At 70.3% G+C, this 24,589-nt stretch carries 20 protein-coding genes; 6 read left to right on the plus strand and 14 right to left on the minus strand.

Annotated elements, in window-relative coordinates; all coding sequences use genetic code 11:
* Positions 1-6: 6 nt before the first annotated feature.
* The 6 genes from HQ314_RS01375 to aspS all read right to left on the minus strand — a co-directional run bounded on the left by HQ314_RS01375 (position 7) and on the right by aspS (position 9,161).
* A complete protein-coding gene (locus HQ314_RS01375; RefSeq protein ID WP_222649048.1) occupies positions 7-1,368 on the minus strand; it encodes a replication-associated recombination protein A in 1,362 nt (453 codons plus the stop codon).
* Between the two features lie 7 nt (positions 1,369-1,375).
* On the minus strand, positions 1,376-2,548 hold the full coding sequence (locus HQ314_RS01380) for a kinase (RefSeq protein WP_027505245.1): 1,173 nt from the start codon (positions 2,546-2,548) through the stop codon (positions 1,376-1,378).
* Between the two features lie 236 nt (positions 2,549-2,784).
* Positions 2,785-3,687 carry a transglutaminase family protein gene (locus tag HQ314_RS01385; RefSeq protein WP_222649050.1) on the minus strand — a complete coding sequence of 301 codons (903 nt, stop codon included), beginning with the start codon at positions 3,685-3,687 and terminating at the stop codon, positions 2,785-2,787.
* On the minus strand, positions 3,684-6,311 hold the full coding sequence (locus HQ314_RS01390) for a circularly permuted type 2 ATP-grasp protein (protein WP_308119185.1): 2,628 nt from the start codon (positions 6,309-6,311) through the stop codon (positions 3,684-3,686). The genes HQ314_RS01385 and HQ314_RS01390 overlap by 4 nt, the downstream gene beginning before the upstream one ends.
* Positions 6,312-6,367: 56 nt before the next feature.
* Positions 6,368-7,291 carry a DUF389 domain-containing protein gene (locus tag HQ314_RS01395; protein ID WP_056444744.1) on the minus strand — a complete coding sequence of 308 codons (924 nt, stop codon included), beginning with the start codon at positions 7,289-7,291 and terminating at the stop codon, positions 6,368-6,370.
* Between the two features lie 49 nt (positions 7,292-7,340).
* Positions 7,341-9,161: an aspartate--tRNA ligase gene (aspS, locus tag HQ314_RS01400; RefSeq protein ID WP_222631023.1), complete on the minus strand. Its 1,821-nt coding sequence runs from the start codon at positions 9,159-9,161 to the stop codon at positions 7,341-7,343.
* A gap of 144 nt (positions 9,162-9,305) precedes the next feature.
* Here aspS and HQ314_RS01405 point away from each other — a divergent pair, with 144 nt between their 5' ends.
* Both HQ314_RS01405 and HQ314_RS01410 read left to right on the plus strand, forming a co-directional pair.
* On the plus strand, positions 9,306-10,223 hold the full coding sequence (locus HQ314_RS01405; protein WP_056444750.1) for a neutral zinc metallopeptidase: 918 nt from the start codon (positions 9,306-9,308) through the stop codon (positions 10,221-10,223).
* 41 nt (positions 10,224-10,264) lie between these two features.
* Positions 10,265-11,044, plus strand: a complete 780-nt coding sequence (locus tag HQ314_RS01410) for an MBL fold metallo-hydrolase (protein WP_222631021.1) — start codon at positions 10,265-10,267, stop codon at positions 11,042-11,044.
* 9 nt (positions 11,045-11,053) lie between these two features.
* Here the strand turns inward: HQ314_RS01410 and HQ314_RS01415 are convergent, their stop codons facing one another.
* Entirely contained in the window at positions 11,054-12,091 is a 1,038-nt protein-coding gene (locus HQ314_RS01415) for an Rv2578c family radical SAM protein (RefSeq protein ID WP_222649052.1), read from the minus strand.
* Between the two features lie 124 nt (positions 12,092-12,215).
* On the opposite strand from HQ314_RS01415, the gene HQ314_RS01420 reads away from it, so the two are divergent.
* The 3 genes from HQ314_RS01420 (at position 12,216) to HQ314_RS01430 (ending at position 14,772) form a co-directional block, all read left to right on the plus strand.
* Complete coding sequence (locus tag HQ314_RS01420; protein ID WP_222649054.1) at positions 12,216-13,481, plus strand: FAD-binding domain-containing protein; 1,266 nt, start codon at positions 12,216-12,218, stop codon at positions 13,479-13,481.
* Positions 13,482-13,581: 100 nt separating this feature from the next.
* Positions 13,582-14,085: a DUF3237 domain-containing protein gene (locus tag HQ314_RS01425; protein WP_056444756.1), complete on the plus strand. Its 504-nt coding sequence runs from the start codon at positions 13,582-13,584 to the stop codon at positions 14,083-14,085.
* A 3-nt stretch (positions 14,086-14,088) separates the two neighbouring features.
* Positions 14,089-14,772 carry a TetR/AcrR family transcriptional regulator gene (locus tag HQ314_RS01430; protein ID WP_027505237.1) on the plus strand — a complete coding sequence of 228 codons (684 nt, stop codon included), beginning with the start codon at positions 14,089-14,091 and terminating at the stop codon, positions 14,770-14,772.
* On the opposite strand, the gene HQ314_RS01435 is transcribed toward HQ314_RS01430, so the two are convergent.
* The 3 genes from HQ314_RS01435 to HQ314_RS01445 are packed head-to-tail and all read right to left on the minus strand — an operon-like array spanning position 14,762 to position 17,345.
* Complete coding sequence (locus HQ314_RS01435) at positions 14,762-15,388, minus strand: hypothetical protein (RefSeq protein WP_027505236.1); 627 nt, start codon at positions 15,386-15,388, stop codon at positions 14,762-14,764. The genes HQ314_RS01430 and HQ314_RS01435 overlap by 11 nt on opposite strands.
* Before the next feature lie 2 nt (positions 15,389-15,390).
* Positions 15,391-16,680: a histidine--tRNA ligase gene (gene hisS / locus HQ314_RS01440; protein WP_056444766.1), complete on the minus strand. Its 1,290-nt coding sequence runs from the start codon at positions 16,678-16,680 to the stop codon at positions 15,391-15,393.
* Positions 16,677-17,345, minus strand: a complete 669-nt coding sequence (locus HQ314_RS01445; protein ID WP_222649056.1) for an MBL fold metallo-hydrolase — start codon at positions 17,343-17,345, stop codon at positions 16,677-16,679. Before HQ314_RS01445 ends, hisS begins: the two co-directional genes overlap by 4 nt.
* A 191-nt stretch (positions 17,346-17,536) precedes the next feature.
* On the opposite strand from HQ314_RS01445, the gene HQ314_RS01450 reads away from it, so the two are divergent.
* Complete coding sequence (locus tag HQ314_RS01450; protein ID WP_027505233.1) at positions 17,537-18,409, plus strand: peptidylprolyl isomerase; 873 nt, start codon at positions 17,537-17,539, stop codon at positions 18,407-18,409.
* A gap of 99 nt (positions 18,410-18,508) precedes the next feature.
* Here the strand turns inward: HQ314_RS01450 and HQ314_RS01455 are convergent, their stop codons facing one another.
* From HQ314_RS01455 to secF, 4 genes are all read right to left on the minus strand, one after another.
* Positions 18,509-21,010, minus strand: a complete 2,502-nt coding sequence (locus tag HQ314_RS01455; RefSeq protein ID WP_308119186.1) for a RelA/SpoT family protein — start codon at positions 21,008-21,010, stop codon at positions 18,509-18,511.
* A 95-nt stretch (positions 21,011-21,105) separates the two neighbouring features.
* Positions 21,106-21,666, minus strand: coding sequence for an adenine phosphoribosyltransferase (locus HQ314_RS01460; RefSeq protein WP_222649058.1), 561 nt, complete (start codon positions 21,664-21,666; stop codon positions 21,106-21,108).
* Positions 21,663-23,384 carry an ABC transporter substrate-binding protein gene (locus HQ314_RS01465; protein WP_222649060.1) on the minus strand — a complete coding sequence of 574 codons (1,722 nt, stop codon included), beginning with the start codon at positions 23,382-23,384 and terminating at the stop codon, positions 21,663-21,665. Before HQ314_RS01465 ends, HQ314_RS01460 begins: the two co-directional genes overlap by 4 nt.
* 1 nt (position 23,385) lies before the next feature.
* On the minus strand, positions 23,386-24,588 hold the full coding sequence (gene secF, locus HQ314_RS01470; RefSeq protein WP_222649062.1) for a protein translocase subunit SecF: 1,203 nt from the start codon (positions 24,586-24,588) through the stop codon (positions 23,386-23,388).
* Between the last annotated feature and the right edge of the window lies 1 nt (position 24,589).

The raw sequence follows: 24,589 nt of genomic DNA on the forward strand, positions 1-24,589 counted from the left end.
AACACCCTAGCGCGCGAGAGCACGCACGATTCTGCGGAGCTTGCCGACGCGCGTCTCGAGGTCTCGCTCCGCTCCGTGGTTGGTGGGCCGGTAGTAGTCGGTGCCCACCAGCTCGTCCGGCGGGTACTGCTGGGCGAGCACACCGTCGGGGTCGTCGTGCGGAAACTTGTAGCCCACCGCGTTGCCCAGTGAGGCGGCTCCCGTGTAGTGCCCGTCGCGCAGGTGCGGCGGCACGGCGCCTGCCTTCCCCGCCGCGATGTCGGCCATCGCCGCGGACAGCGCGCTGGTGACGGCACCGGACTTCGGTGCGGTGGCGAGGTGGATGGTGGCCTGGGCGAGGGCGAGCCGCGCCTCGGGCATCCCGATCGTCTGCACCGCCTGCGACGCCGCCGTCGCGACCAGCAACGCGGTGGGGTCGGCCATGCCGATGTCCTCGCTGGCGTGCACCACGAGCCTGCGGGCGATGAAGCGTGCGTCCTCACCGGCGGTGATCATCCGGGCGAGGTAGTGCATGGCCGCGTCGACGTCGGACCCGCGGATCGACTTGATGAACGCGCTGATGACGTCGTAGTGCTGGTCACCGTCCCGGTCGTACCGCACCGCGGCTCGGTCGACACTCTTCTCCACGGTCTCGAGATCCACGGTGCCGCCCGCACCCGCAGTGTCGGCGGCCGCCTCGAGCGCTGTCAGACCCCGTCGAGCGTCACCGCCGGCCAGCCGCACGAGGTGTCCGAGCGCCTCGTCGGTCACCGTCACCGACCCGCCGAGACCGCGCTCGTCCGCCAGGGCCCGCGTGAGAACCTCGCGGATGTCGTCGTCGGTGAGCGACCGGAGCTGCAGCACCAGGGACCGTGACAGCAGCGGCGACACGACGGAGAACGACGGGTTCTCCGTCGTCGCGGCGACGAGCAGCACGATCCGGTTCTCGACGGCGGCGAGCAGGGCGTCCTGCTGGGTCTTGGAGAACCGGTGCACCTCGTCGATGAAGAGCACGGTCTGCTCGTTGTTCAGCAGCCGGCGACGCGCCAGGTCGATCACGGCCCGGACGTCCTTGACGCCCGCGGAGAGCGCGGACAGGGCCTCGAACTTGCGGCCGGTGGCACCCGAGATCAGGGACGCGAGCGTGGTCTTGCCGGTGCCGGGTGGGCCGTAGAGCATGACCGACGCTGCCCCGGACCCCTCCACCAGGCGGCGCAGCGGGGCACCCGGGGTGAGGAGGTGGCCCTGGCCCACGACCTCGTCCAACGACCGTGGACGCATCCGCACGGCCAGCGGCGCACCCGGTGTGCTCGCACGCGGGGACGGGACGAACGCGTCCCCGTCGGAAGCAGCGGTGTCGTCGTCGAAGAGGGAGTCGTCGGCGCTCATCGGACGGTCAGGACGCGGCGGCGGGCCACCGCGCCGCGAGTGCCTGCCGGACATCGCCCGCGAAGTCCGCGAGATCGTGGTGCCCGACGAAGCGCGCGTACTCCGAGAGGATGGACCACCGCGTGGTCAGCGCGGCGGCGCGGGGCACCGAGAGGTGGTGCCGACGCAGTGCGGCGTTGCGGGTGTCGTCGTCGGGGAGGAACCAGTGCGTCGTGAGCCAGGCCCACACCAACTGGGCGTCCAGCAACTTGGCGTGCAGCACGTCATCGTCGGCGAGGTGCGGCCAGATTCCGACCACCTCGGCGCGCCACGCATCGACCATGGCCTCGGCGCGTTCCGGCGTGAGATCGAGACGGCACAGGCAGCCGGGGTAGGACAGGAGCGTGTAGGCCACGTCGAGAGTGGCGTCCCGGAAGCCTCCCCACTCGTAGTCCAGGAATCGCACGCCCTCGTCGTTGACGATGATGTTGTCCGGGCACAGGTCCGACGGACTGAAGGCGCGGTGTCCGCCGGAACCGAAGAGTTTGGCCGCGCGGGCGACGGCGGCGGCGACCGCGGGCGGCACCTCGATGCCGAGATCCGCGGCGAGCATCGCCGGGACGTCCGACTGGGCCACCGCGACCTGATCGGCCAGCCCGTCCCGAGAATCGGCGACGCCGGCGCGACCGAGGAGCGCCCCGAAATCCTCCTCGCGGCCGAACGTGGCGGCGTGCATCCGCCCGAGTGCCTGGGCCAGAGCCATGAGCGAGTTGGTGACGGACGACGGATCCGGGTTCGCGATCAGACTGGTGAACGGCGCGGCGTCCCCCAGGTCACTGAGGACGAGGAGCCGTTCCTTCAGGTCGTACGCGATGAGGGAGGGACCGGGACGGGTGTGCGTCGCGAGGGCGGTGGCGAACTGGTACGAGACCGCTTCGCGCAGGAACGCCGTGTGGTCTCCGGCGCCGAGACCCGTGCGGGACACCGACTCCGTGGACGTCTCGCGGACCTGCTTGATCACGAGCGTGCGGGGCAACTGGAACGGGTTCTCGGCCACCCGGACACGGATGACCACGGTGCGCCCGCTGCCGCCGAGATCGACCGGGTCGACCAGGGTCACCGATGCTCCCGTGCGTCTGGTGAGGAGTTCTCGTGCTGCTGCCACTGCTTCGGTGACCGGATCTGCCAACATTGCCGTCATCGATTGTCCGACCCACCTCGTTCGTGAACGGGCAGGTCATTCCTCGTTTCCGTACTCGCGTCGGCCCGTGAGGGCCGCCTGTGATGCTGTGTGCGTACTGCCGGAGCAGGATCGGGTTCCCCGCTCCACAGTCGATGAAACGGGCTCGCTGTGCGGTTTCTCGACCCTATCGCACTCTCCCGACAGCTCGGGGGCGCCGCTGGCACCGCGGTGCCCACGAGAGGCAAGATCCGAGGTCAGACGGCTCGGACGATCGGCGCGACGTCGACCGACACGGCGATGCGGCTCCCCGCCGACTCCGTGTAGATGATGCCGCGCAGCGGCGGGACGTCGTCGTAGTCACGGCCCCACGCCACCGTCACGTAGCGCTCGTCCACCCACTGGTCGTTGGTCGGGTCGAAGGCCAGCCACGAGCCGTCCGGTGACCGCACCGCCGCCCAGGCGTGGGTGGCGTCCACACCCACCATGCGTTCCTTGCCCGGCGGCGGTCGAGTCGCGAGGTAGCCGGAGACGTAGCGCGCGGCGAGGCCGTGCGAGCGCAGGCACGCGACGGCGACCCGCGCGAAGTCCTGACACACACCGGTCCGGGCGGCGAGGACGTCCGCGACGGTCGTCGAGATGGTCGTCGACCCCGACAGGTAGGCGAAGTCGGTGTGGATCCGGTGGTTGAGGTCGAACACCGCCTCCACCAACGGGCGGCCCTCGGTCAGCGAGAGCGCGGCGTACTCGTGCACCTCGTCGGTGATCTCCGGTGGCACGAGATCGAGCACGAAGTCGACGTCCAGGGCCCCGTCGACCCCGGTGGGACGAGCACTCTCCCACGCCGTCGTCGCAGCCCGGGTGGTGAGGCGAGCGGGGTCGGGAGGGTCCACGGCGACCAGGGCGCGCGCGGTCACGCACAACCGGTCGTGATCGGTGGTGACGTGGAAGTAGACGTCCTCGTTCCCGAAGAGGTCGACACCGGTGGACCGGTCGGTCGGCGTCGGCGTCACGGTGACGGAGGCGTCGAGACACCGCTGCTCCGAGGTCGAGCGCGGGAAGAGGTGGCCGCGGCCGTACGACGACGACACGGTGCCCTGATAGACGTACTCGGTGCGGTGGGTGATGGCGTACCACCGCGCACCCTCGTGATCGGTCACGACAACACCCGTCCGCCGCCGCGTCCCCACAACGGCTGCGTGCCGCCGGGCAGCGTCAGGTGCGCCGCGGTGATCGACTCGGAGAGGTCGAGCAGATCGGTGTGCACCGACCGGACGACGTCGTCGAACTCCGATCGGGTCCCGGTGGAGTCGACGTCCTCGAGATCGGACGGGTCCACTCGGCGCAGCGTCGCGACGATGCGCTCGAGCGCCCGATCGGTGCGGGAGGTCCCCGTCGACCCGGGCAGCGACGCCAGGTTCACCGCTGCTCGTTCCACCGAGTGGATGACCGAGCGCGGGTTGCCGCCGTCGAAGAGCACGAGCTCGGCCACGGCGCCCACCTCGGGAGCACCGCGATAGCGGCGCCGGTAGGTGACCGACGAGTCGGCGGCGTTCAGCACCGCCCCGAGCACGGCCTGCTCGACGGCCGGTGGGCGCGCGGTGCCCACGGTCTCGGCGAGCAGGGCGGTGATCTGCAGAGCGCGCTCGATGCGCTTGCCCGTGTCCATGAGGAACCAGCCCGGATCGTGCACCATCGACTCGGCCGACAGACCGGCGACGGCGAGCATCGACCCCACGACACGGCTCTGCGTCGACCAGAGCCCCGCCTCGTCGGACACCGGCGACGCCGCACACTCGGCGAGCGCGGTGTCGAGCCGGTTGAACACCGCCCAGGTGTCCTCGCCCAGCTGATCCCGCACCGCGCGGGCACACGTCTGCAACGCCGCCACGGCGTGCGCGAGCGAACCGGTGCGCCGCGTCCGCACCGTCAGCGACCGGAACTCCGCGAGCAGGTCCGACCGCGTGGTCGCGGCGCGGAACCCCGGCGCCGTCGCGGTCACCGCGGTCACCGCGTCGAGCACCACGGCGAGGGCGACGTCCGTGTCGGACCGCGCCTGCTCCCCGAACGGCGTCTCGCCGCGATGATCGCGGACCATCTGGTTCGCGGCCACCAGCAGGCGGGCCGTCGCCTCGGCACGCTCGCCGTAGCGACCCATCCAGTACAGGTCGTCGAGCACACGCGGCGTACTCACCGAGTCGATGACACGGGGACGGCGTCCACCCATCGGACGCGGTGCGTCGACGGCGCTCGACACGTCCGGCTGATCCGACCGGCCGCGACGCTGGGCCAGCACCCACACGTCCTTGGCAGCGGTCGTGGCCATGGGCTCCGACGGCGGATCCGTGACCAACACCTGGGCGAGACCGCCCGTCATCGGGGTGTAGCCCCGGTGCCCGGCCACGTCGAACAGTCGGATGCCGACGGGCCTCGGCAACACGGCGGCGTCGTGCCGGCGATGACCGACCGGCCCGACGGGCGACGTCGCCAGGTCCGGTATCGCCCGCGCCGCCCACCCCGTCGGGTCCGCCCCGATCCGCCGCACCAGCTCGTCCCGTTCGCGCATGGACAGCGCGGGACCGACGACGCTCTCGTGCGAACCGATCGCGTACACCACGAGCGAACCGATACGAGAGACGATGTGCGACAGGCCGTGTGGATCCCCCGCCCAGAAGGCGTGGACCGAGTCGAGCAGGGGCTCCTCCCCGAGCAGCGCCCGGCCCAGCTCCGGCAGCCGTCCGAACAGCGCCGCGTTCTCGAGGACGCCGCTGCCGATCGTGTTGACCACGGTGACGGCTCCGCGCCGCGCGACCTCGAGCAGTCCCACGACCCCGAGGCGTGACTCGGGGCGCAGATCGAGCGGATCCACGTAGTCGTCGTCGACACGGCGCACCACGACGTCGACGCGGCGCAGGGTGCCGAGCGAGCGCATCCACAGGGCGCCGTCGCGGACGACCAGATCAGCGGACTCGACCAAGGGGAATCCGAGCACCGAGGCGAGATGCGCCTGGTCGAACGCCGTCTCCGACCAGACACCGGGACTGAGCACCACCACGAGCGGGTTCTCGGCGGCGGCCGGCGCCACCTCGACGAGGGCCACGCGCATCGCACCGACGTAGGTGCTCGCGGGACGGGGCGCCACCCGGCCGAAGACAGCCGGTACCGCACGCGCGACGATCGACCGGTCCGCCAGGGCGTAGCCGGCGCCCGACGGTGCCTGAGTGCGGTCGGAGAGGACTCGGAACTCGCCGTCGGTGCATCGGGCGATGTCCGCCGCGTGGAAGAACAGCTGATGTGGGCCGGGGATGGTGATGCCGTGCGCGGCTCGGAGATAGCCGCGATGCCGGAAGACGATCTCCGGCGGCAGCAGACCGCGGCGGATCAGGGTGCGCTCGCCGTACAGATCGGTGAGCACCGCGTCGAGGATGCGCGAGCGTTGCAGCATGCCGGCCTCGAGCCGGTCCCAGTCCGGCGCCGACACCACCGTCGGCACCACGTCGAGCTCCCACCGCGCACCGGACTGCGTCGACGACGGCGATTCGGACGACGCGTCCGCCGTGTCGTTGTAGGTGATGCCGGAGTCGTCCACCAGACGGCCCACGCGCAACTGTGCGGCGGCGAGATCAGCCGGGGTCACGTCCTCGGCGCCGGGGAGGGCCGCCCAGCGCTCTCGTAGCCGCGGACCACCGTCGACGGCGTTCTCCACGAGGTCGTCGTGGCCGTCCGGACGGATCTCGTCGAGGTACGCCGCGAGCACGGGAGATGTGGCCTCACCCTGCTGCACGCAACTCCCCCTCCGCAGACGACCGGCACCGCGCTCGGCGCACGTCCGCGAGAAATCTACCTGTCCGCCTGTGCCCGAGCCGATCGCCGGTGCAGGGAGAGCACGAAGGTCGCCGCGACGACGATGCCGAGGAGGTTGATACCCAGCTGTCCTGCGGACAGAGCGGCGATGCGCCAGCTCCCCACCGTGGCCGCGACGACGGCGAAACCTGCTGCCGGAACGGTGGTCACGGAGATGAAGACCCCGACCAGGGCGGCCGATTTCGCCGACACGAGCGCGAGCATGCCGGCGGCGCCGGCGAGCAGAGCCACGACGAGAGAGAACGGACCCACCTGGTAGATGAAGTCGACCTGCTGCAGGTCGTCCATCGCCTCCGGTCGGATCCATCCGAGGGCCTCGGCCCCGAACGCCCCCAGCGCCGTGATGACCATCGCGGTCGGGAAACCCACGAGCAGCGCCAGCAACGATCGACGGATCAGTGATCGCTGACGACGCACGAGGCCGACCGACAGCGCTGCCAGCGGACCGAACTCGGGTCCCACCACCATCGCACCGACGATGGTGACCGGCGAGTCGGTCACGACGCCGATGGCCGCCAGCAGCAGCGCGATGGTCAGGAAGGCGACGAACGTCAGGGTGAGGGACGATTCCTCCCGCGTACGTCCGACCAGTTCGTCCCAGACGATCGAGTCGTCCGGGTCACCGGGCGCGTCCTGTTCCGCGGTGCGCGCCGCGTCCGACAGCACCGTCTCCACGGGTTGCATGGTGATGGCTCCGTCGTGGGTCAGGCGCAGCGAACGCAGACCGTCGAGAACCTGATTCGCGCACTCCCGCACGACGACGGCGTCCACGACGTCGCCCTCCGGGCGCACGGCGGCACCGCGCAGAACGACGACGTGAGCGACGCCGGGAGTCTCGTCGAGCACCCGGAGCACCTCGTCGGTCCGGTCCGCCGGACTGACCACCCTGAGGTTCTGCATGCACTCTCCGTCCGCGCGTCGTCGACGCGTGACCGGCGACGCCTCGACCCTAGGTCGTGGGGCCCTCCGACGCGGGCTTCTCGCCCGATGCGCCACCCGGCGTCTGACGAGGAACCGGCTTCGCGTCGATACCCGACTCCTTGCGCTGCGCCGGGGTGATCGGAGCCGGCGCGTCGGTCAGCGGATCGACGCCGCCGCCCGACTTCGGGAATGCGATGACCTCACGGATGGAGTCCACTCCGGCCAGCAGGGCCGTGATGCGGTCCCAGCCGAAAGCGATACCGCCGTGGGGCGGCGCACCGAAGGCGAAGGCGTCGAGGAGGAAGCCGAACTTCTCCTGCGCCTGCTCCGCGTCGATGCCCATGATCGCGAAGACGCGCTCCTGGATGTCCTTGCGGTGGATACGGATCGAGCCGCCGCCGATCTCGTTGCCGTTGCAGACGATGTCGTACGCGTAAGCCAGGGCGTTGCCGGGGTCGGTGTCGAAGGTGTCCATCGACTCTGGCTTCGGCGAGGTGAAGGCGTGGTGCACGGCGGTCCACGAGCCGGAACCCACGGCGACGTCGCCGCTGGCGGTGGCATCGGACGTCGGCTCGAACAGCGGCGCGTCGACGATCCAGACGAAGGCCCACTCGTTCTCGTCGATGAGGCCCTGCTTGCGGGCGATCTCACCGCGGGCGGCACCGAGCAGTGCGCGCTGCGCCTTGGCGGGGCCGGCCGCGAAGAAGACGCAGTCACCGGGCTTCGCGCCGACGTGGGCGGCGAGTCCGTCGCGCTCGGCGTCCGACAGGTTCTTGGCGACGGGACCACCGAGGGTGCCGTCCTCCTGGACCAGGACGTACGCGAGGCCCTTGGCGCCGCGCTGCTTCGCCCAGTCCTGCCACGCGTCGAGCTGCCGACGCGGCTGCGACGCACCGCCGGGCATGACGACGGCGCCGACGTACGGCGCCTGGAAGACGCGGAACGGCGTCTCGGCGAAGTACTCGGTGCACTCCACGAGCTCGACTCCGAAGCGGAGATCGGGCTTGTCGGAACCGAAGCGGCGCATCGCGTCCGCGTAGGTCATGCGCGGGATGGGTGTGGTGATCTCGTGGCCGATCAGGTTCCACAGCGAGGTGAGGATCTCCTCGGCGAGGACGATGACGTCGTCCTGCGTGACGAAGCTCATCTCGACGTCGAGCTGGGTGAACTCCGGCTGCCGGTCGGCGCGGAAGTCCTCGTCCCGGTAGCAGCGGGCGATCTGGTAGTACCGCTCGATGCCGCCGACCATGAGCAACTGCTTGAACAGCTGCGGGCTCTGCGGGAGTGCGTAGAAGCTTCCCGGCTGGAGTCGCGCGGGAACCAGGAAGTCGCGGGCACCCTCGGGGGTCGAGCGTGTCAGCGTGGGCGTCTCCACCTCGACGAATTCGTGGTGGGCCAGGACGGACCGTGCCGCCGCGTTGACCTTCGAGCGCAGTCGGATCGCATGACCGGGTCCGGCGCGACGCAGGTCCAGGTAGCGATACTTGAGCCGCGCTTCCTCGCCCGGAGTCTCGTCCAGCTGGAACGGCAGCGGCGCGCTCTCGCCCAATACCTCCAGCTCGGTCACGTTCACCTCGACGGCGCCCGTCTGGATCTCGTGGTTCTGGTTGCCCTCGGGGCGGAGCTCGACGATGCCGGTGATCTTGACGCAGAACTCCGACCGCAGGCGGTGCGACTGCTCGGCCGCCGGACCGTCGCGGAACACGGCCTGGACCACTCCGGAGGCGTCACGCAGGTCGATGAAGATGACTCCGCCGTGATCGCGCCGTCGAGCGACCCAACCGGTCAGGGTGACGTGTCGGTCCGCGTGCTCGGCTCGAAGCGAACCGGCGAGGTGCGTGCGCAGCACAGGAGTCCTTCCAGAAGTAGACGAATACAGCTGGTGATCCTACGGACCATTCGAGCCCACCCCGACGCCGGGAGAAACAGCGCTGTGTCGGTGGTGGCCACGTGCGAAGCTGTGAGCCGCACACGCCGACGAAAGTGGTGACTCATGACGTTCGACCCCGACGCCAGGATCGACTCCTCCCGGGTTCGACGGTCCTCCGGTGGCCGCGGCAAGGGCATCGCCGTCGGCGGCGGTCTCGGCGGCATCGTCATCGTGGTGATCACCCTGCTGCTCGGCGGCGACCCGTCGTCGGTGATCGGGCAGCTCGGCGGCGGTGAGGCCACGTCGCAGGACTCGGGCAGCGGCGCCATCGAGAACTGCGACACCGGGGCCGACGCCAACGCGAATGTCGACTGCCGGGTCACGGCCACCGTGAACAGTCTCGATCAGGTGTGGGACGCCGAGCTGGCGGCGCAGACGGGCGTGCCGTACGAGCGCCCCGAGGTCGACATCTTCTCCGGTCAGGTCTCCACCGGGTGCGGCGCCGCGACGTCCGACGTCGGCCCGTTCTACTGCCCCGCCGACTCCACCGCGTACTTCGACACCGGATTCTTCCAGGTGCTCGTCGACCAGTTCGGTTCCAGCGGCGGCCCGCTCGCGCAGGAGTACGTCGTGGCCCACGAGTTCGGCCATCACATCCAGAACCAGCTGGGCGACATCGGCCGGGCGCAGGCCGACCCGAACGGACCCGAGTCCGGCGCCGTGCGCACCGAGCTCCAGGCCGACTGCTACGCCGGCGTGTGGGCGAACAAGGCCGACGACGTTCCCGCACCCGGCAGTTCCGAGCCGCTGCTCGATCCGCTCACCGAACAGGACGTGTCCGACGCGTTGTCGGCCGCGTCGTCCGTCGGCGACGACCGGATCCAGCAGGCCTCGACGGGCCGCGTGAACCCGGAGGGCTGGACCCACGGCTCGTCCGACCAGCGACAGGCGTGGTTCGACGCCGGCTACCGCACGGGAGCTGTCGCCGCCTGCAACACCTACGACGCGTCGGATCTGAACGACCCGTCGTCCGTCCGCTGATGTCGTCCCGCACGGAGCTGCCGGTCTGTGAGACGTGTGGCGTGCAGTTCGACCGCGTCGATCCGGACGAGTGCCCGATCTGCACCGACGAGCGCCAGTACGTCGGACGCGGCGGCCAGCGGTGGACCACCGTCGCCGAGGTGTCGGCGTCGCACCGGACCGTGGTGCGCGAGGAGTACCCGGGCCTGTGGGGCATCGGCACCGAGCCGACCTTCGCGATCGGCCAACGCGCGCTGCTGGTCCCCGGCGACGGCGGAAACCTGCTGTGGGACAGCATCACCACGATCGACGACGCCGCGATCGCCCGTGTCACCGAACTGGGCGGCGTGTCGGCCGTCGCTCTGTCCCACCCGCACTACTACAGCGCGATGGTCGAGTGGAGCGAGGCCTTCGGCGACGTGCCGATCTACGTGCACGAGTCCGACCGTGCGTGGCTGCCCCGCGCCGGCAACATCCGCACGTGGTCGGGCGACTCCCTGGAGATACTGCCGGGGCGGACGCTGATCAACACCCGGGTGCACTTCGCCGGCGGCTCGGTGCTGCACTGGCCGGGCACCGACGGCCGCGGCGCGCTGTGCACCGGGGACATCGTCCAGGTGGTGTCCGACCGCCGATGGGTCTCGTTCATGTACAGCTACCCCAACCTGATCCCCGAACATCCCGACACGATCCGCCGGACGGTCGCCCTCCTCGAGAACGTGGCCTTCGAGCGCATCGTCGGGGCGTGGTGGGACCGGGTCGTCGAGGAGGACGCTCACGGCGCGGTGGTCCGCTCGGCGCGGCGCTACCTCGAGCACATCGGCGTGACCCCCGGCTTCTGACCGACCGGCTCAGAACAGAGTCATCGCTGGTTCCGGAGCGGGTTCCGCGGGAGCTGCCCTGGCCACACGCCGCGCACCGGCCGGATCGAGCACCGTCAGAGAGTGCTTCTCCCGCAACGGTTCCACCTTGTCGCGGAGCCACTGCTTGTACTCGGGGCTGACGTACGCCCCGCGTCCGTAGAGCACCCGGTAGCGGCGCACGAGAGCCGGATGATGCTCGGCGAGCCAGCTCATGAACCACTCCTTGGTGCTGGACCGCAGATGCATCGGCAGCGCGGTCACACCGGTCGCGCCCGCCTCTTCCAGGGCCGCCATCAGGGCGCCGAGGTGTTTGGGACTGTCGGTCAGGAACGGGATGACGGGCGCGATGAGCACGTGGCACGACAGACCCGCGTCCGTGATGGCCCGGATCATGTCGAGGCGAGCGCGCGGTGACGGCGCCCCCGGCTCGAGGGACTTCTGCAGATCCTCGTCGTGAAAGGCGAGACTGACACTCACCTGCACGTTCACCTGCTGAGCGGCGAGGGTCAGCAGCGGCAGATCCCGTCGCAGCAGCGTGCCCTTTGTCAGAATCGAGAACGAGGTGCCGGACTCGGTGAGCGCCCGGATGATGCCCGGCATGAGCTCGTAGCGACCCTCCGCGCGCTGGTACGGGTCGGTGTTGGTGCCCAGGGCGACCGGGTCACGTTTCCACGAGGCGCGGGCGAGTTCCTTGCGCAGCACCGAGACGATGTTGGTCTTGACCACGATCTGCGAGTCGAAGTCGCGGCCCGCATCGAGGTCGAGGTACTCGTGGGTCGGCCGGGCGAAGCAGTAGCGGCACGCGTGCGAGCACCCGCGCGCGGGGTTGATGGTCCAGCGGAACGGCAGCGCCGATTCCTCGGGCACCCGGTTGAGGGCGCTCTTGCAGAGCACCTCGTGGAAGGTGACGCCCTCGAACTCGGGCGTGCGGACGGTGCGGACCAGACCGGCACGCACCAGCCCGGTGCGCTCGAGGCCGGGAAGCGCCCCGTCGGGAGCGTCGAGTGTCTGACCGTCCCACCGCATGACCCCTCCTGTTCTCCGGCGACCCCGGCACACCGATGCCTCGAACACACGATCGATCGTCGATTCGCAGACAGTCGAACATCCGTTCTATCGAGGTGTCAACTCTTCGGTAGTGTCAGTGGACATGGCCCTCCTCCCGACTCCCCCGTCACCTGCGGACGGCGCCCGGTCCGACGATGTCGTCGCCTGGGTCGCCGAGCACCTCGGTGACCTCACCCTCGAAGAGCCCGAGGAGATCCGGGCGGGCGGTCTGCGCGGCGGACAGTCGGCAGCCGACGCCGCTCTCGCGAGCCTGGACATCACGGGCTACGCCCGGTCCCGCAGCACGGTGGAACCGACGTCGCGGCGCGGGGCGAGTCGCATGTCGCCGTACATCCGGCACGGCCTGCTCACGCTGAGCGAGGTGTGGGACGCGGTGGCGGACGCGCCGACCCGGGACCGGTCTCGTTACCGCGACGAGTTGCTGTGGCAGGAGTACGCCCGCCACCTGTACGCACGGGTGGGCTCGCACCTGGGGGCGTCACTCACGCGCGAGCAGCCCCGTCCGGCCGTCTCGGCGCACGACACCTGGTCCGACGATCCGTGGCCGGCCCGGATGCGCTGCATGGAGTCCGTCGTCGACGAACTGCACGAGGACGGGTGGCTGGTGAACCAGACGCGCATGTGGCTGGCGTCGCAGTGGGCCGTGCGGGCCGGCGCGACATGGCGGGACGGCGAGGACGAGATGTTCACCCATCTCCTCGACGGCTCGAGGGCGGCCAACCGACTCGGCTGGCAGTGGACCGTCGGTACCGGCAGCGGCAAGGTCTACGGGTTCAGTCGTTGGCAGGTGGAGAAACGCGCACCCAGCCTGTGCCGATCGTGCGCGCTGTCGTCAGCGTGCCCCATTCAGGACTGGCCGACGGCCGCTCTCGGCCCGTCGGTCGACGGACCGAGCCTGGCCACCGGCGACACCCCGGCCGGCCCCGCGGACACCGTGGGTGAGGACGGCGACGAGGTGTGGCTGACGGCGGAGTCGCTCGGCAGCGCGGATCCGGCCCTCGCGGCCGACGACGCCCGCCCCGCGGTGTTCGTGTTCGACGAGCCGCTGCTCCGACGGTTGCAATTGTCCGGCAAGCGGCTGGTCTTCCTCGCCGAGACACTCGGCGAGCTCGCCGCCGTCCGGCCTCTGGAGGTACGGCGCGGACGGGTCACCGAGGAGCTCGCCGGACGGCGCCTCGCCGCGACCCACGCCCCGGTACCGGGGTGGGCACGCATCGCGGCCGCCCTCGATCCGGTGGAGGTGCACCCGTGGCCGTGGTTGGTGCGTCCGACCCGATCGTCGGTGCGGTCGTTCAGTGCGTGGCGCCGGGCGTCGGAGCGGGGAGGGCGGAGCCCGGCCGGGAAGTAGGCGGGGAGGGCGGAGCCCGGCCGGGAAGTAGGCGGGGAGGGCGGAGCCCGGCCGGAAAGTCGGCGGGAGGGCACCAGGTGGATCGGATACGGTCGAGCGCGTGACCGAACCCACGGACCCGTCCGCGTCGATCGAACCGACCGCTCCCACGCTCGAGCCGCTGCTGCGCATCGTGTTGCGCACCGCGGATCCGGTGCAGCTCGGCGACACTCCCGTCGGCGCGGAGTCCGTGGCACCGGTCGTGGGTGGTGTGCTGAGTGGGCCCGGGGTCGAGGCCGTCGTCCGCGCCGTCGGTGCCGAGCACGCCCACGTCCGAGCGGACGGATCGACCACGTATTCCACCGACCTGTTGGCCGACGTCGAGTCGGACGACCCGGGCGCCGTGATGCGGTTGACGCTGAACTCCGTCCGTTTCGGATCGGCCGAGGTCGTCGAGGCCCTCGATCGCGGGGAGGACGTCGAGTCCGCGCTCTACTACTTCCGCGGCACCCTCACGGTGTCCACGTCGATCCGGACGCTCGCCTACCTGAACAGGGCCGTGATCGTCACCTCCGGCTCGCGTCAGGGCACCCAGTCCGTGGTCGACGCGTTCCTGGTCACGTAGTCGATGACCACCACCGGTGCCGGGCGTCCCAGGCTCACCACCCGTAAGCGACCGGGAGCCACGGCGCGGGAGGAGATCCTCGACGCGGCGGCGGAGCTGTTCACGACGCGGGGTGTCACCAGCACGTCCACCCGCATGATCGCCGACGCGGTCGGGGTCCGGCAGGCGTCGCTGTACCACCACTTCGCCACCAAGGACGACATGCTCGCGGCGCTGCTGGTGGGGACCGTCGACGCACCCCTGGCCTGTGCGCAGGCGCTGCGCGACGCCGCGGCCGACGCTCCGAGCGCGCTGTATGCCCTGGTGTGGTTCGACGCGGACCAGCTCATGACCTCGCGATGGAACCTCGGCGCCCTGTACCTCGTCCCCGAATTGCGCAGCGCACGGTTCGAACAGTTCCGCACTCGTCGCTCCGACCTCATGGCGCTCTACGCCTCGCTGTCGCGAGACGCTCTCGTCGACATCGGCACGCTGGTGGTCTCCGAGGAACTCACACACCTCCCGTTCCGCATCGTCGAATCGGTGATCAGCGCCCGGTCCGATGCGGAATCGACGCAGCACTCCCTCGCGACGCCCGACACGATCGCCGACGCCGCGGTGCGCGTGCTGGGGTGGACGGGCTCGACGGCGTCGCTGCGTGACACGGCCACGACACTGCTCGACGCCGCTCGGCCGATCAGTCGGTGAGAGCCGCGACCTCGGCGTCGGTGAGCACGGTCGCCGGGGCTCGCCCGGACGTGCGGACCACGTCGATCGCCCGATAGAGCGGGCGCTCCGACAGCCCGGCCTCGCGGGCCTCGGCGCGAAGCTGGGTCACCAGTACCGACGACAGCGCCAGAGCCGACGCGAGCGGGGACGAGGCCAGTCCGTCCGCCACCGCGCGCAGCGCGATCGGCTGCAGTTCGCGACCGCCGTCGGTCGTGTACATCGCCACGCCGACCGTGACGTCGCCGGACGAGTCGCCGACACGGATCAGCACCTGGCTGACACGCGCGACCCGCACGAGGACCTCGACCTTCGTCGCGTCCGACAGGTTGACCCGTCGCACGCGGAACGACCCGCGCCGGCTCACCACACCGTGATCGATCCACACGCGTCTTCGGCCGCCCGACACGACGGCGAACCCTGCCGTGGCGACGAGCGCAGCTCCCAGAGCGACACCGACGTACGGCGAGATCAACAGTCCGGCGACGACACCGAGCACGGCACCGACCACGGCGAACACCGCACCGGCGACGCGGAGCCGCGGAACGATGAGCTCCGGCGGCACCAGATCGAGCGCCACCAGCCCTCTGTCGGCCATGGTCAGCTCACTGGCGACAGCGTGGCACGCACGCGAGCGGTGGCCTCGGACAGCGGGATCGACGACTGCTCGCCGGTCGCCAGGTCCTTGAGGCCGATCTCTCCGGCCTCGAGATCGCGATCACCGAGCACCAGCGCGAGGCGGGCACCGGAACGGTCGGCACCCTTCATGGCGCCCTTCATTCCGCGGTCGCCGTAGGAGAGGTCCACGCGGACGCCGGCGGCCCGAAGTTCCCGGGCGATCACCGCGAGACGCAGCTTGGCCTCCGGACCCATGGGCACGCCGTACACCTCGCACCGGGCCGTCGACGCGGGCGCGACGCCCTCGGCCGCGAGAGCGAGCACCGTGCGGTCCACGCCGAGACCGAAACCGATGCCCGACAGGGGCTGCCCGCCGAGCTGCGCCATGAGGCCGTCGTACCGTCCACCGCCGCCGATGCCGGACTGCGCACCGAGACCGTCGTGGACGAACTCGAAGGTGGTCTTCGTGTAGTAGTCGAGACCGCGCACCATGCGCGGATTGACCACGTACGGCACGCCCATCGCGTCGAGATGGGCACGCACGGTGTCGAAGTGGACGCGAGCCGACTCCGACAGGTGGTCCATCATCAACGGTGCGTCGGCCGTCATCTCACGGACGTGCGGTCGCTTGTCGTCCAGGACGCGGAGCGGATTGATCTCGGCGCGGCGACGCGTGTCCTCGTCCAGCTCGAGACCGAACAGGAAGTCCTGCAACAGCTCCCGGTACTGCGGGCGGCAGGTCTCGTCGCCGAGCGAGGTGAGCTCGAGCCGGAAACCGGTGAGACCGACGCTCCGGAAGCCACTGTCGGCCACGGCGATGACCTCGGCGTCGAGCGCAGGATCGTCGACCCCGATGGCCTCGACGCCGACCTGCTGCAGCTGCCGGTACCGACCGGCCTGGGGGCGCTCGTAGCGGAAGAACGGGCCGGAGTAGCTGACCTTCACCGGGAGCGCTCCGCGGTCGAGACTGTGCTCGATGACCGCGCGCATCACGCCGGCGGTGCCCTCGGGTCGCAGCGTGACACTGCGGTCACCCTTGTCGGCGAAGGTGTACATCTCCTTGCTCACCACGTCGGTGGACTCACCCACGCCGCGTGCGAACAGCGCCGTGTCCTCGAAGATGGGGAGCTCGATGTGGCCGTAGCCCGCGGCCCGGGCAGCGGCGGTGAGACCGTCGCGCACGGCCACGAAGGTCGCGGAGTCGGGTGGCAGGTAGTCCGGGACGCCCTTGGGGGCGGCGAACGGCTGGATGCGCTGTGTGTCGCCGGTCATCGCACACCACCGAGTCCCACGAGGAACGGGTTGCTGCCGCGTTCCGCGCCGATGGTGGTGGACTCGCCGTGTCCGGGCAACACGGCGGTCTCGTCGTCGAGGCACAGCAGGTGCTCGGCGATCGAGGCGAGCAACTGCTCGTGATCGCCGCCGGGCAGATCGGAGCGGCCGATCGATCCCGCGAAGAGCGTGTCCCCCGAGAAGATCACCTGCTGCTCGCCCCCGTCGAGACGGAAGACGACGGAGCCACGGGTGTGACCGGGCGTGTGCGCGACGGTGACACCGAGTCCGGCCACGTCGAGAACGTCGCCGTGAGAAAGTTCCACCACCGTCGCGGGCTCCTCGAAGGTGGAGTGCGCGATCAGCGGCGCCAGGACCGGGCCGATACCGGACGCCGGATCGGTGAGCATGTGGCGGTCCTCGGGATGCACGTACAGGGGAATGTCGAAGCGCGCGCACACCGGCGTCGCGTCCCACATGTGATCGAGGTGGCCGTGCGTGAGGAGCACTGCGATGGGCGTCAGGCCCGCGTCGTCGAGGAACGAGTAGAGCGGCGCCGCGGCGTCCTGGCCGGGATCGACGACGATGCAGTCCGTCCCCTCGTCCCGACTGACGACGTAGCAGTTCGTCTGGAACATGCCGGCGGGGAATCCGGTGACACGCACAGTGAAGGACTCCTCATGCTTTGCGGTGCAGCGATCCGCGATCGGACGAATGCCACCAGCGTAGGCGGTGCGGCCGGGCGCCCCGGAACGTGGGGCAGGCACCTCGGCCGTCCACCGGGTCAGGTGCCTCTCAGGGAAGCCTGGCACACTTCTGCTGCTCACCCGCTCCAGCGAGAAGAGGAACGCCAACCGTGCCGACGAACGAACAACGACGTGACGCTGCCAAGCGCAAGCTCGAACGCCAGCTCGAGAACCGTGCCGCTCGGGCGCGACGACGCAAGCAGGCGACCATCGCCGCCGCCGTCATCGGACTGGTCGTCGTCATCGGCGGCGTCGCTGTCGCCATCGGTGTGACACGCGGCGACGACGACACCGCCGTCGAGGCCTCCGACTCCCCCACCAGCGAGAACGCGACCCCGGAGGGCATGCTGCCCGCCGGCCGCTCGGAACCGCTGCCCGAGACCGTGAGCTGCTCCTACCCTGCGGGCGGCACTGCCGCGAAGCCGGCGAACGCTCCGCAGACCGAGAACGTGCCCACCACGGACGACAACGTCAGCGTCAGCATGGACACCTCGCAGGGCCCGATCGGCCTGTCGCTGGACGCCACGAAGGCGCCGTGCACCGTGAACAGCTTCGCCTCGCTGGCCGGGCAGAACTATTACGACGCCACTCCCTGCCACCGTCTGACCACGGCCGACAGCCTGAAGGTCCTGCAGTGCGGTGACCCGACCGGCGCCGGAACGGGCGGCCCGGGCTACCAGTACGCCAACGAGTTCCCCACGGACCAGTACGCCGACGATCCGGCCGCGTTGCAGTCGCCCGTCCTGTACCCCCGCGGAACCATCGCGATGGCGAACGCCGGCGCCGACACCAACGGCAGCCAGTTCTTCCTCGTGTTCGGCGATTCGCAGCTGCCCCCGAACTACACGGTGTTCGGCACGATCGACGAGACCGGCCTCGCGACTCTCGACAAGATCGCCGCAGCGGGCGTCGAAGGTGGCGCGCAGGACGGTGCCCCGGCTCTCGCGACCACCCTGAACACGGTGCGGCTCGACCTGGCCTGACGGCTCACCTCGCACCCTCCCCGCGAGTACGCCGACAGTGTCGTGATTCCGGACGGGATCACGACACTGTGGACGTACTCGCGGGAAGGGTGTCGAGTTCTAGGCAGCCGAGGTCAGGCGATACACGTCGTAGACACCCTCGACGTTGCGGACCACGTTGAGCACGTGCCCCAGGTGCTTGGGATCACCCATCTCGAAGGTGAACTTCGAGATGGCGACCCGATCGCCCGAGGTGGTCACCGACGCCGACAGGATGTTGACCTTCTCGTCGGCCAGCGCCTTCGTGACGTCGGAGAGCAGACGGTGGCGATCGAGTGCCTCGATCTGGATCGCGACGAGGAACACCGACGACGGCGACGGGGCCCACTCGACCTCGATCAGCCGCTCCGACTGCGTCTGCAGCGACCCGGCGTTGGTGCAATCGGTGCGGTGCACGCTCACCGAGCCACCGCGGGTGACGAAGCCCATGATGTCGTCTCCCGGCACCGGGGTGCAGCACTTCGCCAGCTTGGCGACGACGCCGTCCGCACCCGACACCATGACCCCTGCGTCGCCGACGCGGCGCGGACGGGTGGGAATGGTGGACGGGGTGGACCGCTCGGCCAGTTCCTCCTCGACATCGCCGACACCGCCGAGGTGAGCGACGAGACGCTGCACGACGTGCTGCGCCGAGACGTGGTTCTCCCCCACCGCGGTGTAGAGAGCCGAGACGTCGACATACCGCAGCTCGTGCGCAATAGCCGACATGGACTCGCCGTTCATCAAGCGCTGCAACGGAAGTCCCCCGCGCCGCACCTCCTTGGCGATGGCGTCCTTGCCGGCCTCGAGCGCTTCCTCGCGGCGTTCCTTGGCGAACCACTGGCGGATCTTGGTCTTCGCACGCGGCGACGCGACGAAGGTGGCCCAGTCGCGGCTCGGTCCGGCTGTCGGGGCCTTCGAGGTGAAGACCTCGACCACCTCGCCGTTGTCGAGCTGACGCTCCAGTGCGACGAGGCGCCCGTTGACGCGGGCACCGATGCACCGATGCCCCACCTCGGTGTGCACGGCGTAGGCGAAGTCCACGGGACACGATCCGGCGGGCAGGGTCACCACGTCGCCCTTGGGGGTGAAGACGAAGATCTCCTTGACCGCGAGGTCGTACCGCAGCGACTCGAGGAACTCCCCCGGGTCCGCGGCCTCCCGCTGCCAGTCGAGCAGCTGGCGCATCCACGCCATGTCGTCGAGCTCGGTCGCGTCACCGGAGTGACGGCCCTTCGTCTCCTTGTATCGCCAGTGCGCGGCGATGCCGAACTCGGCGGTGCGATGCATGTCGCGGGTGCGGATCTGCACCTCGAGAGGCTTACCCTCGGGACCGACGACCGTGGTGTGCAGCGACTGGTAGACCCCGTAGCGCGGCTGCGCGATGTAGTCCTTGAACCGTCCGGCCATCGGCTGCCACAGCGAGTGGACCACGCCGACGGCGGCGTAGCAGTCCCGGATCTCGTCGCACAGGATGCGCACGCCGACCAGATCGTGGATGTCGTCGAAGTCGCGGCCCTTGACGATCATCTTCTGGTAGATCGACCAGTAGTGCTTGGGCCGACCCTCGACCACGGCACTGATGCGGGAGGCCGACAGGGTCGCGTTGATCTCGGCGCGCACCTTGGCGAGATAGGTGTCGCGTGACGGGGCCCGGTCGGCGACGAGGCGCACGATCTCGTCGTACTTCTTGGGGTGCAGGATCGCGAACGCGAGGTCCTCGAGCTCCCACTTGACCGTCGCCATGCCGAGGCGGTGCGCGAGCGGTGCGATGACCTCGAGGGTCTCCTTCGCCTTGCGCGCCTGCTTCTCCGGCGGCAGGAAGCGCATCGTGCGCATGTTGTGCAGCCGGTCGGCCACCTTGATGACCAGCACCCGCGGATCCCGCGCCATCGCGATGATCATCTTGCGGATGGTCTCGCCTTCGGCGGCGGTGCCGAGCGCGACCTTGTCGAGCTTCGTCACGCCGTCGACGAGATGGGCGACCTCGTCGCCGAACTCGGTGCGCAGCTGGTCCAGCGAGTAGCCGGTGTCCTCGACGGTGTCGTGCAGCAGCGCCGCGACGAGCGTCGTGGTGTCCATTCCCAGCTCGGCCAGGATGTTGGCGACCGCGAGCGGGTGCGTGATGTACGGGTCACCCGACTTGCGCATCTGCGTTGCGTGCCGCTCGTCGGCCACGTCGTACGCGCGCTGCAGCAGCCCGAGATCCGCCTTCGGGTACATCGACCGGTGGGTGCCGGCCAACGGCTCGAGCACCGGCTTGACCGCGGTGTTGCGCTGCGCGGTGATGCGGCGGGCCAGCCGCGCACGAACGCGCCGGGACGCGGACGACGGCGCAGTGGGGGTGGCGGAGGAGGGTGCCGGATCGGGCACTGGCTCCGTGGCGGGTGCGACCGGCTCCGGTGTCAGGGCATCGGTGCGCGCGGTCGGATCGGCAGGCTCCGCCCCGAAGGGCACGGGCTCCGTCGCGGCCTCGTCAGCCGCAGCGTCGGCAGGCAGGACGGCGTCGGACGGCAGCGACTCCCCCGCGGCAGGCGGCACTGCTGCGGACTCCTCGGCGGTACGACCGATGTATCGCGTCATGATCGACACCTCCTCAGCTGCTCGAGAGACCCGACTCTATCCGCCGTCACCGGAGCGCACAGCGCACGCCCTCACATCTTCTCGAGGTCGGATGCTCAGACGACGCCCAATGTCGTGAGCGGTCCACGCTTCCAACGCTCGCGGCCGCCCAGAACTTCCACCTCGAGAACAACGGCGGCACCCACCACGATCGCCCCGCACCGCGTCAACAGTTCGGCGGCGGCCTCGAGTGTGCCGCCGGTCGCGAGCACGTCGTCGACGACGAGTACGCGGCGCCCCTCGAGCGCGATGCCCTCGGCGGAGATCTCGAGCTCCGCCGTGCCGTACTCGAGTTCGTACGACTGCCGGTGCACCGGCGGGGGCAACTTCCCCGCCTTGCGGACGGCGATCACGCCGGTGTTCAACGCCAGCGCGACGCCGGCACCGAGAAGGAAGCCGCGCGCGTCGATACCGGCCACGACGTCGGCGTCACGGCCCGCCTCGGCGAGCGAGTCCACCACGGTGCGCAGCCCCTCCGCGTCGGCGAACACGGGCGTGAGGTCGGCGAAGCGCACTCCCGGCGTGGGGAAGTCGTCGGCCCAGCGCGTCAACCGGGCGACGACGTCCGATCCACCGGGTGCGCTCGTGGTGGGGCTGCTCGATCCGGGTGTACTCATCCGACGAGTATCCACTTGTCCATGTTCCAGCCCGCACCCGCGACCGTCGGGTTCGACTCCACACCTCGCATTCCGGACGCCACCGCGGTGACGCGCGGCGCGTTGTAGAGCGGGAGTGTGGGCATGTCGGTCCACAGGATGTTCTCCGCCTCGACCGCCGCGGCGAGCACGGTGGCGTCGGACTGGTCGACGGCCAGGCGATCGATCAGCTCGTCGAGACGCCCGTTGGCGTAGCCGCCGACGTTGACGCCCTGTCCGCCGCGCAGGGCGAAGCGACCGGGATCGGCGGAGGACGTGCCCGACGCACCCGCCTGTCCGGCGGTGGAGGCCAGGACGGCGTCCACTTCCCCGTCGCGCAGAGCGAGCGGCGAGAAGGTCGGCGACGACGCGTCCACGATCTCGATGCCGAGAGGTGCGCAGGACGATGCGATGGCGGCGACGACGGCCGCGCGGCGCTCGTCGGGCCCCAGGTAGCCCACGCGGACGACGGGGTCGGTCAGACCCGCTTCGGCGAGACCCGCGGTCACCCCGGCGACGTCCGCGGTGCGGTATCGCTCCGCCGCGGTGGCCGCCACCGAGCGGTAGGGCAGCGTCGCGGGAAGGGTGGTCCGGCTGTCGACGATGCCGGACCCGCGGCCGGTCTCCGCCTCGTATCCGGGGTGGCCGTGCTGCGCGTACAGCTCGCCGCGGGGAACGCATGCAGCGAAGGCGCGGCGTGCGGCCGGGTCGACGAAGACACCGGACGTGGCCATGGTCAACTGCTCGACGCCGAAGGACGGCTGAGCCGTCGACGTGAAGCCGTCGGGAGTCGCCGTGCCGCCGTCGGCGTCGACGACCTCGATGTCGCCCGATGCCGCCTTGGCCGCGATGTCGGCGCCCTTGGGCCACACGACGACACGATCCGTGGCGGCGGGAACACCCCACCACCGTTCGTTGGGAACGAGCGCGAGACCGTTCTCGACCGAGTACGACTCGATGCGGAAGGGCCCGGACGACACGAAGACCGCCGGGTCGACGGTTCCGACGTCCTCCCCCTCCGCCGGGGTGAGGTTCCATCCGGTGTTCCAGACGTCCGCGACGCGCCGCAGTGCGTCCTGGTCACCGCCGGCGAGGGTGCTCACCACGTCCGGCACGCCGGCGATGCGGGCCGCGACGTGTGCGGGCATCATCGTCCCGGCGCCGAAGAGGGACTGCCACTCGACGTACCCGCGTCCCGAGCGGAACGTCACGGTCGCGACCTTGTCCGCGGGAGCGCAGTCGATGCGTTCGATGTCGGTGTAACCGGCGGTGGACGCGGCGTCGAAGAGCGGCGCTCCGTCCGCGGCTGTCCGGCCGCTGCGTGCGGCCCACGCCAGCACGAGGTCGTCGCACGTCATCGGCACACCGTCGGACCACACGGCGGGCGCGGCGAGCGTGTAGGTGACCACCTGCTGCTCGCCGGGTACCTCCACGGCCGTCCCGATGTCGGTGTCGCTCACGGCACCGCCGCTCGGGGCGGTGAGCGCGAATCCGGGCAGCACTCGCGAGAAGGCCTGCGGCGCAGCCGAGACCGATCCGGCGACGGTTCCGCCGTTGTAGGTGGTGACGGTGTTGTCGACGGCGTAGCCGATGGACGGGATGCGGGTGTCCTCGTCGCCGCACGCCACGAGTGTCGTGGCCGTGATCGCGGCGAGCGCCGCGACGGCGACGCCTGTCCTGACCCCTGACGACGCACGCATGTCAGCTCCTCCGCTTGCCGCGCTTACCCGTCGGGCGTGCGCCTGCGCGGGGCGCCGCGGCCGCAGTGCGTGCGGTCTTGGCCGCAGCATCCGTTGCCGTGGCGGTCGCCGTGGACGTGGCGCCGGCCGGAACCGCGCTCTCGGCGCGCGGACGCGTGGTGCCCTCGCGCTTCGCGAGCACCTTCTTCGTGTGCGCCGCGACCGGGCCCCACCGTTCCTTCAGCGTGACCACCAGCGGGGTCGCGAAGAAGATCGACGAGTAGGCCCCGATGACGATGCCGACGAGCTGGACCAGTGCGAGATCCTTCAGCGTCCCCACACCCAGCAACCAGACCGCGATGACGATGAGGGCGATGACAGGGAGCACGCTGATGACGGTGGTGTTGATCGAGCGCATCAGCGTCTGGTTCACCGCCAGGTTGGCCTGCTCGGCATAGGTGCGCCTGTTGAGGTGCAGGATGCCGCGGGTGTTCTCCTCGACCTTGTCGAACACCACCACGGAGTCGTACAGCGAGAAGCCCAGAATGGTCAGCAGTCCGATGACGGTCGCCGGAGTGACCTCGAACCCGACCAGCGAGTAGACACCCGCCGTGACGAGGATGTCGAAGAACAGGGCCGCGATACCGGCGAGCGCCATGTCCCGCTCGTACCGGACGGCGATGTAGATGCTGACGATCACCAGGAACACCACGAGCGCGATCAGCGCCTTGTCGGTGATCTGGGAACCCCAGGTCTCACTGACGTCGGTGAAAGAGACCGCATCGCGCGTGGTCTCACCCTCCGCGTTGGCGGGCTGGAACGCGTCGAACAGGGCCGTCTGCAGCGCGGACGCCTGCCCCTGGTCCAGCGACTCGGAGCGGATCTGCACGGTGGCGCCGGATCCGGTGCCCACGGTCTGGACGGCGACGGCGTCCTGACCGAGGGTGTCGGTGTAGATCTCCTCGACCTGCGCGGTGTCGACGCCCTGCGGAGCCGGGAACTGCACGCGCGTGCCGCCCTCGAAATCGATACCGAGCGTGAAGCCGCGGACCGCGATCGACAGCAACGACACGAGCACGAAGGCCGCGGTGACGCCGTACCAGAGGCGACGGCGTCCGATGATGTCGAACGCGCCGGTGCCCGTGTAGAGCCGCGACAGGAGTCCGCGACCGGCCTCGGGTGCGTCGGGAACGGAGTCCTCGGTGGTGGTGGTCGTCTCGGCCACG

The sequence above is a fragment of the Rhodococcus sp. BP-332 genome, from assembly GCF_019836065.1.
Taxonomy (GTDB): domain Bacteria; phylum Actinomycetota; class Actinomycetes; order Mycobacteriales; family Mycobacteriaceae; genus Rhodococcoides.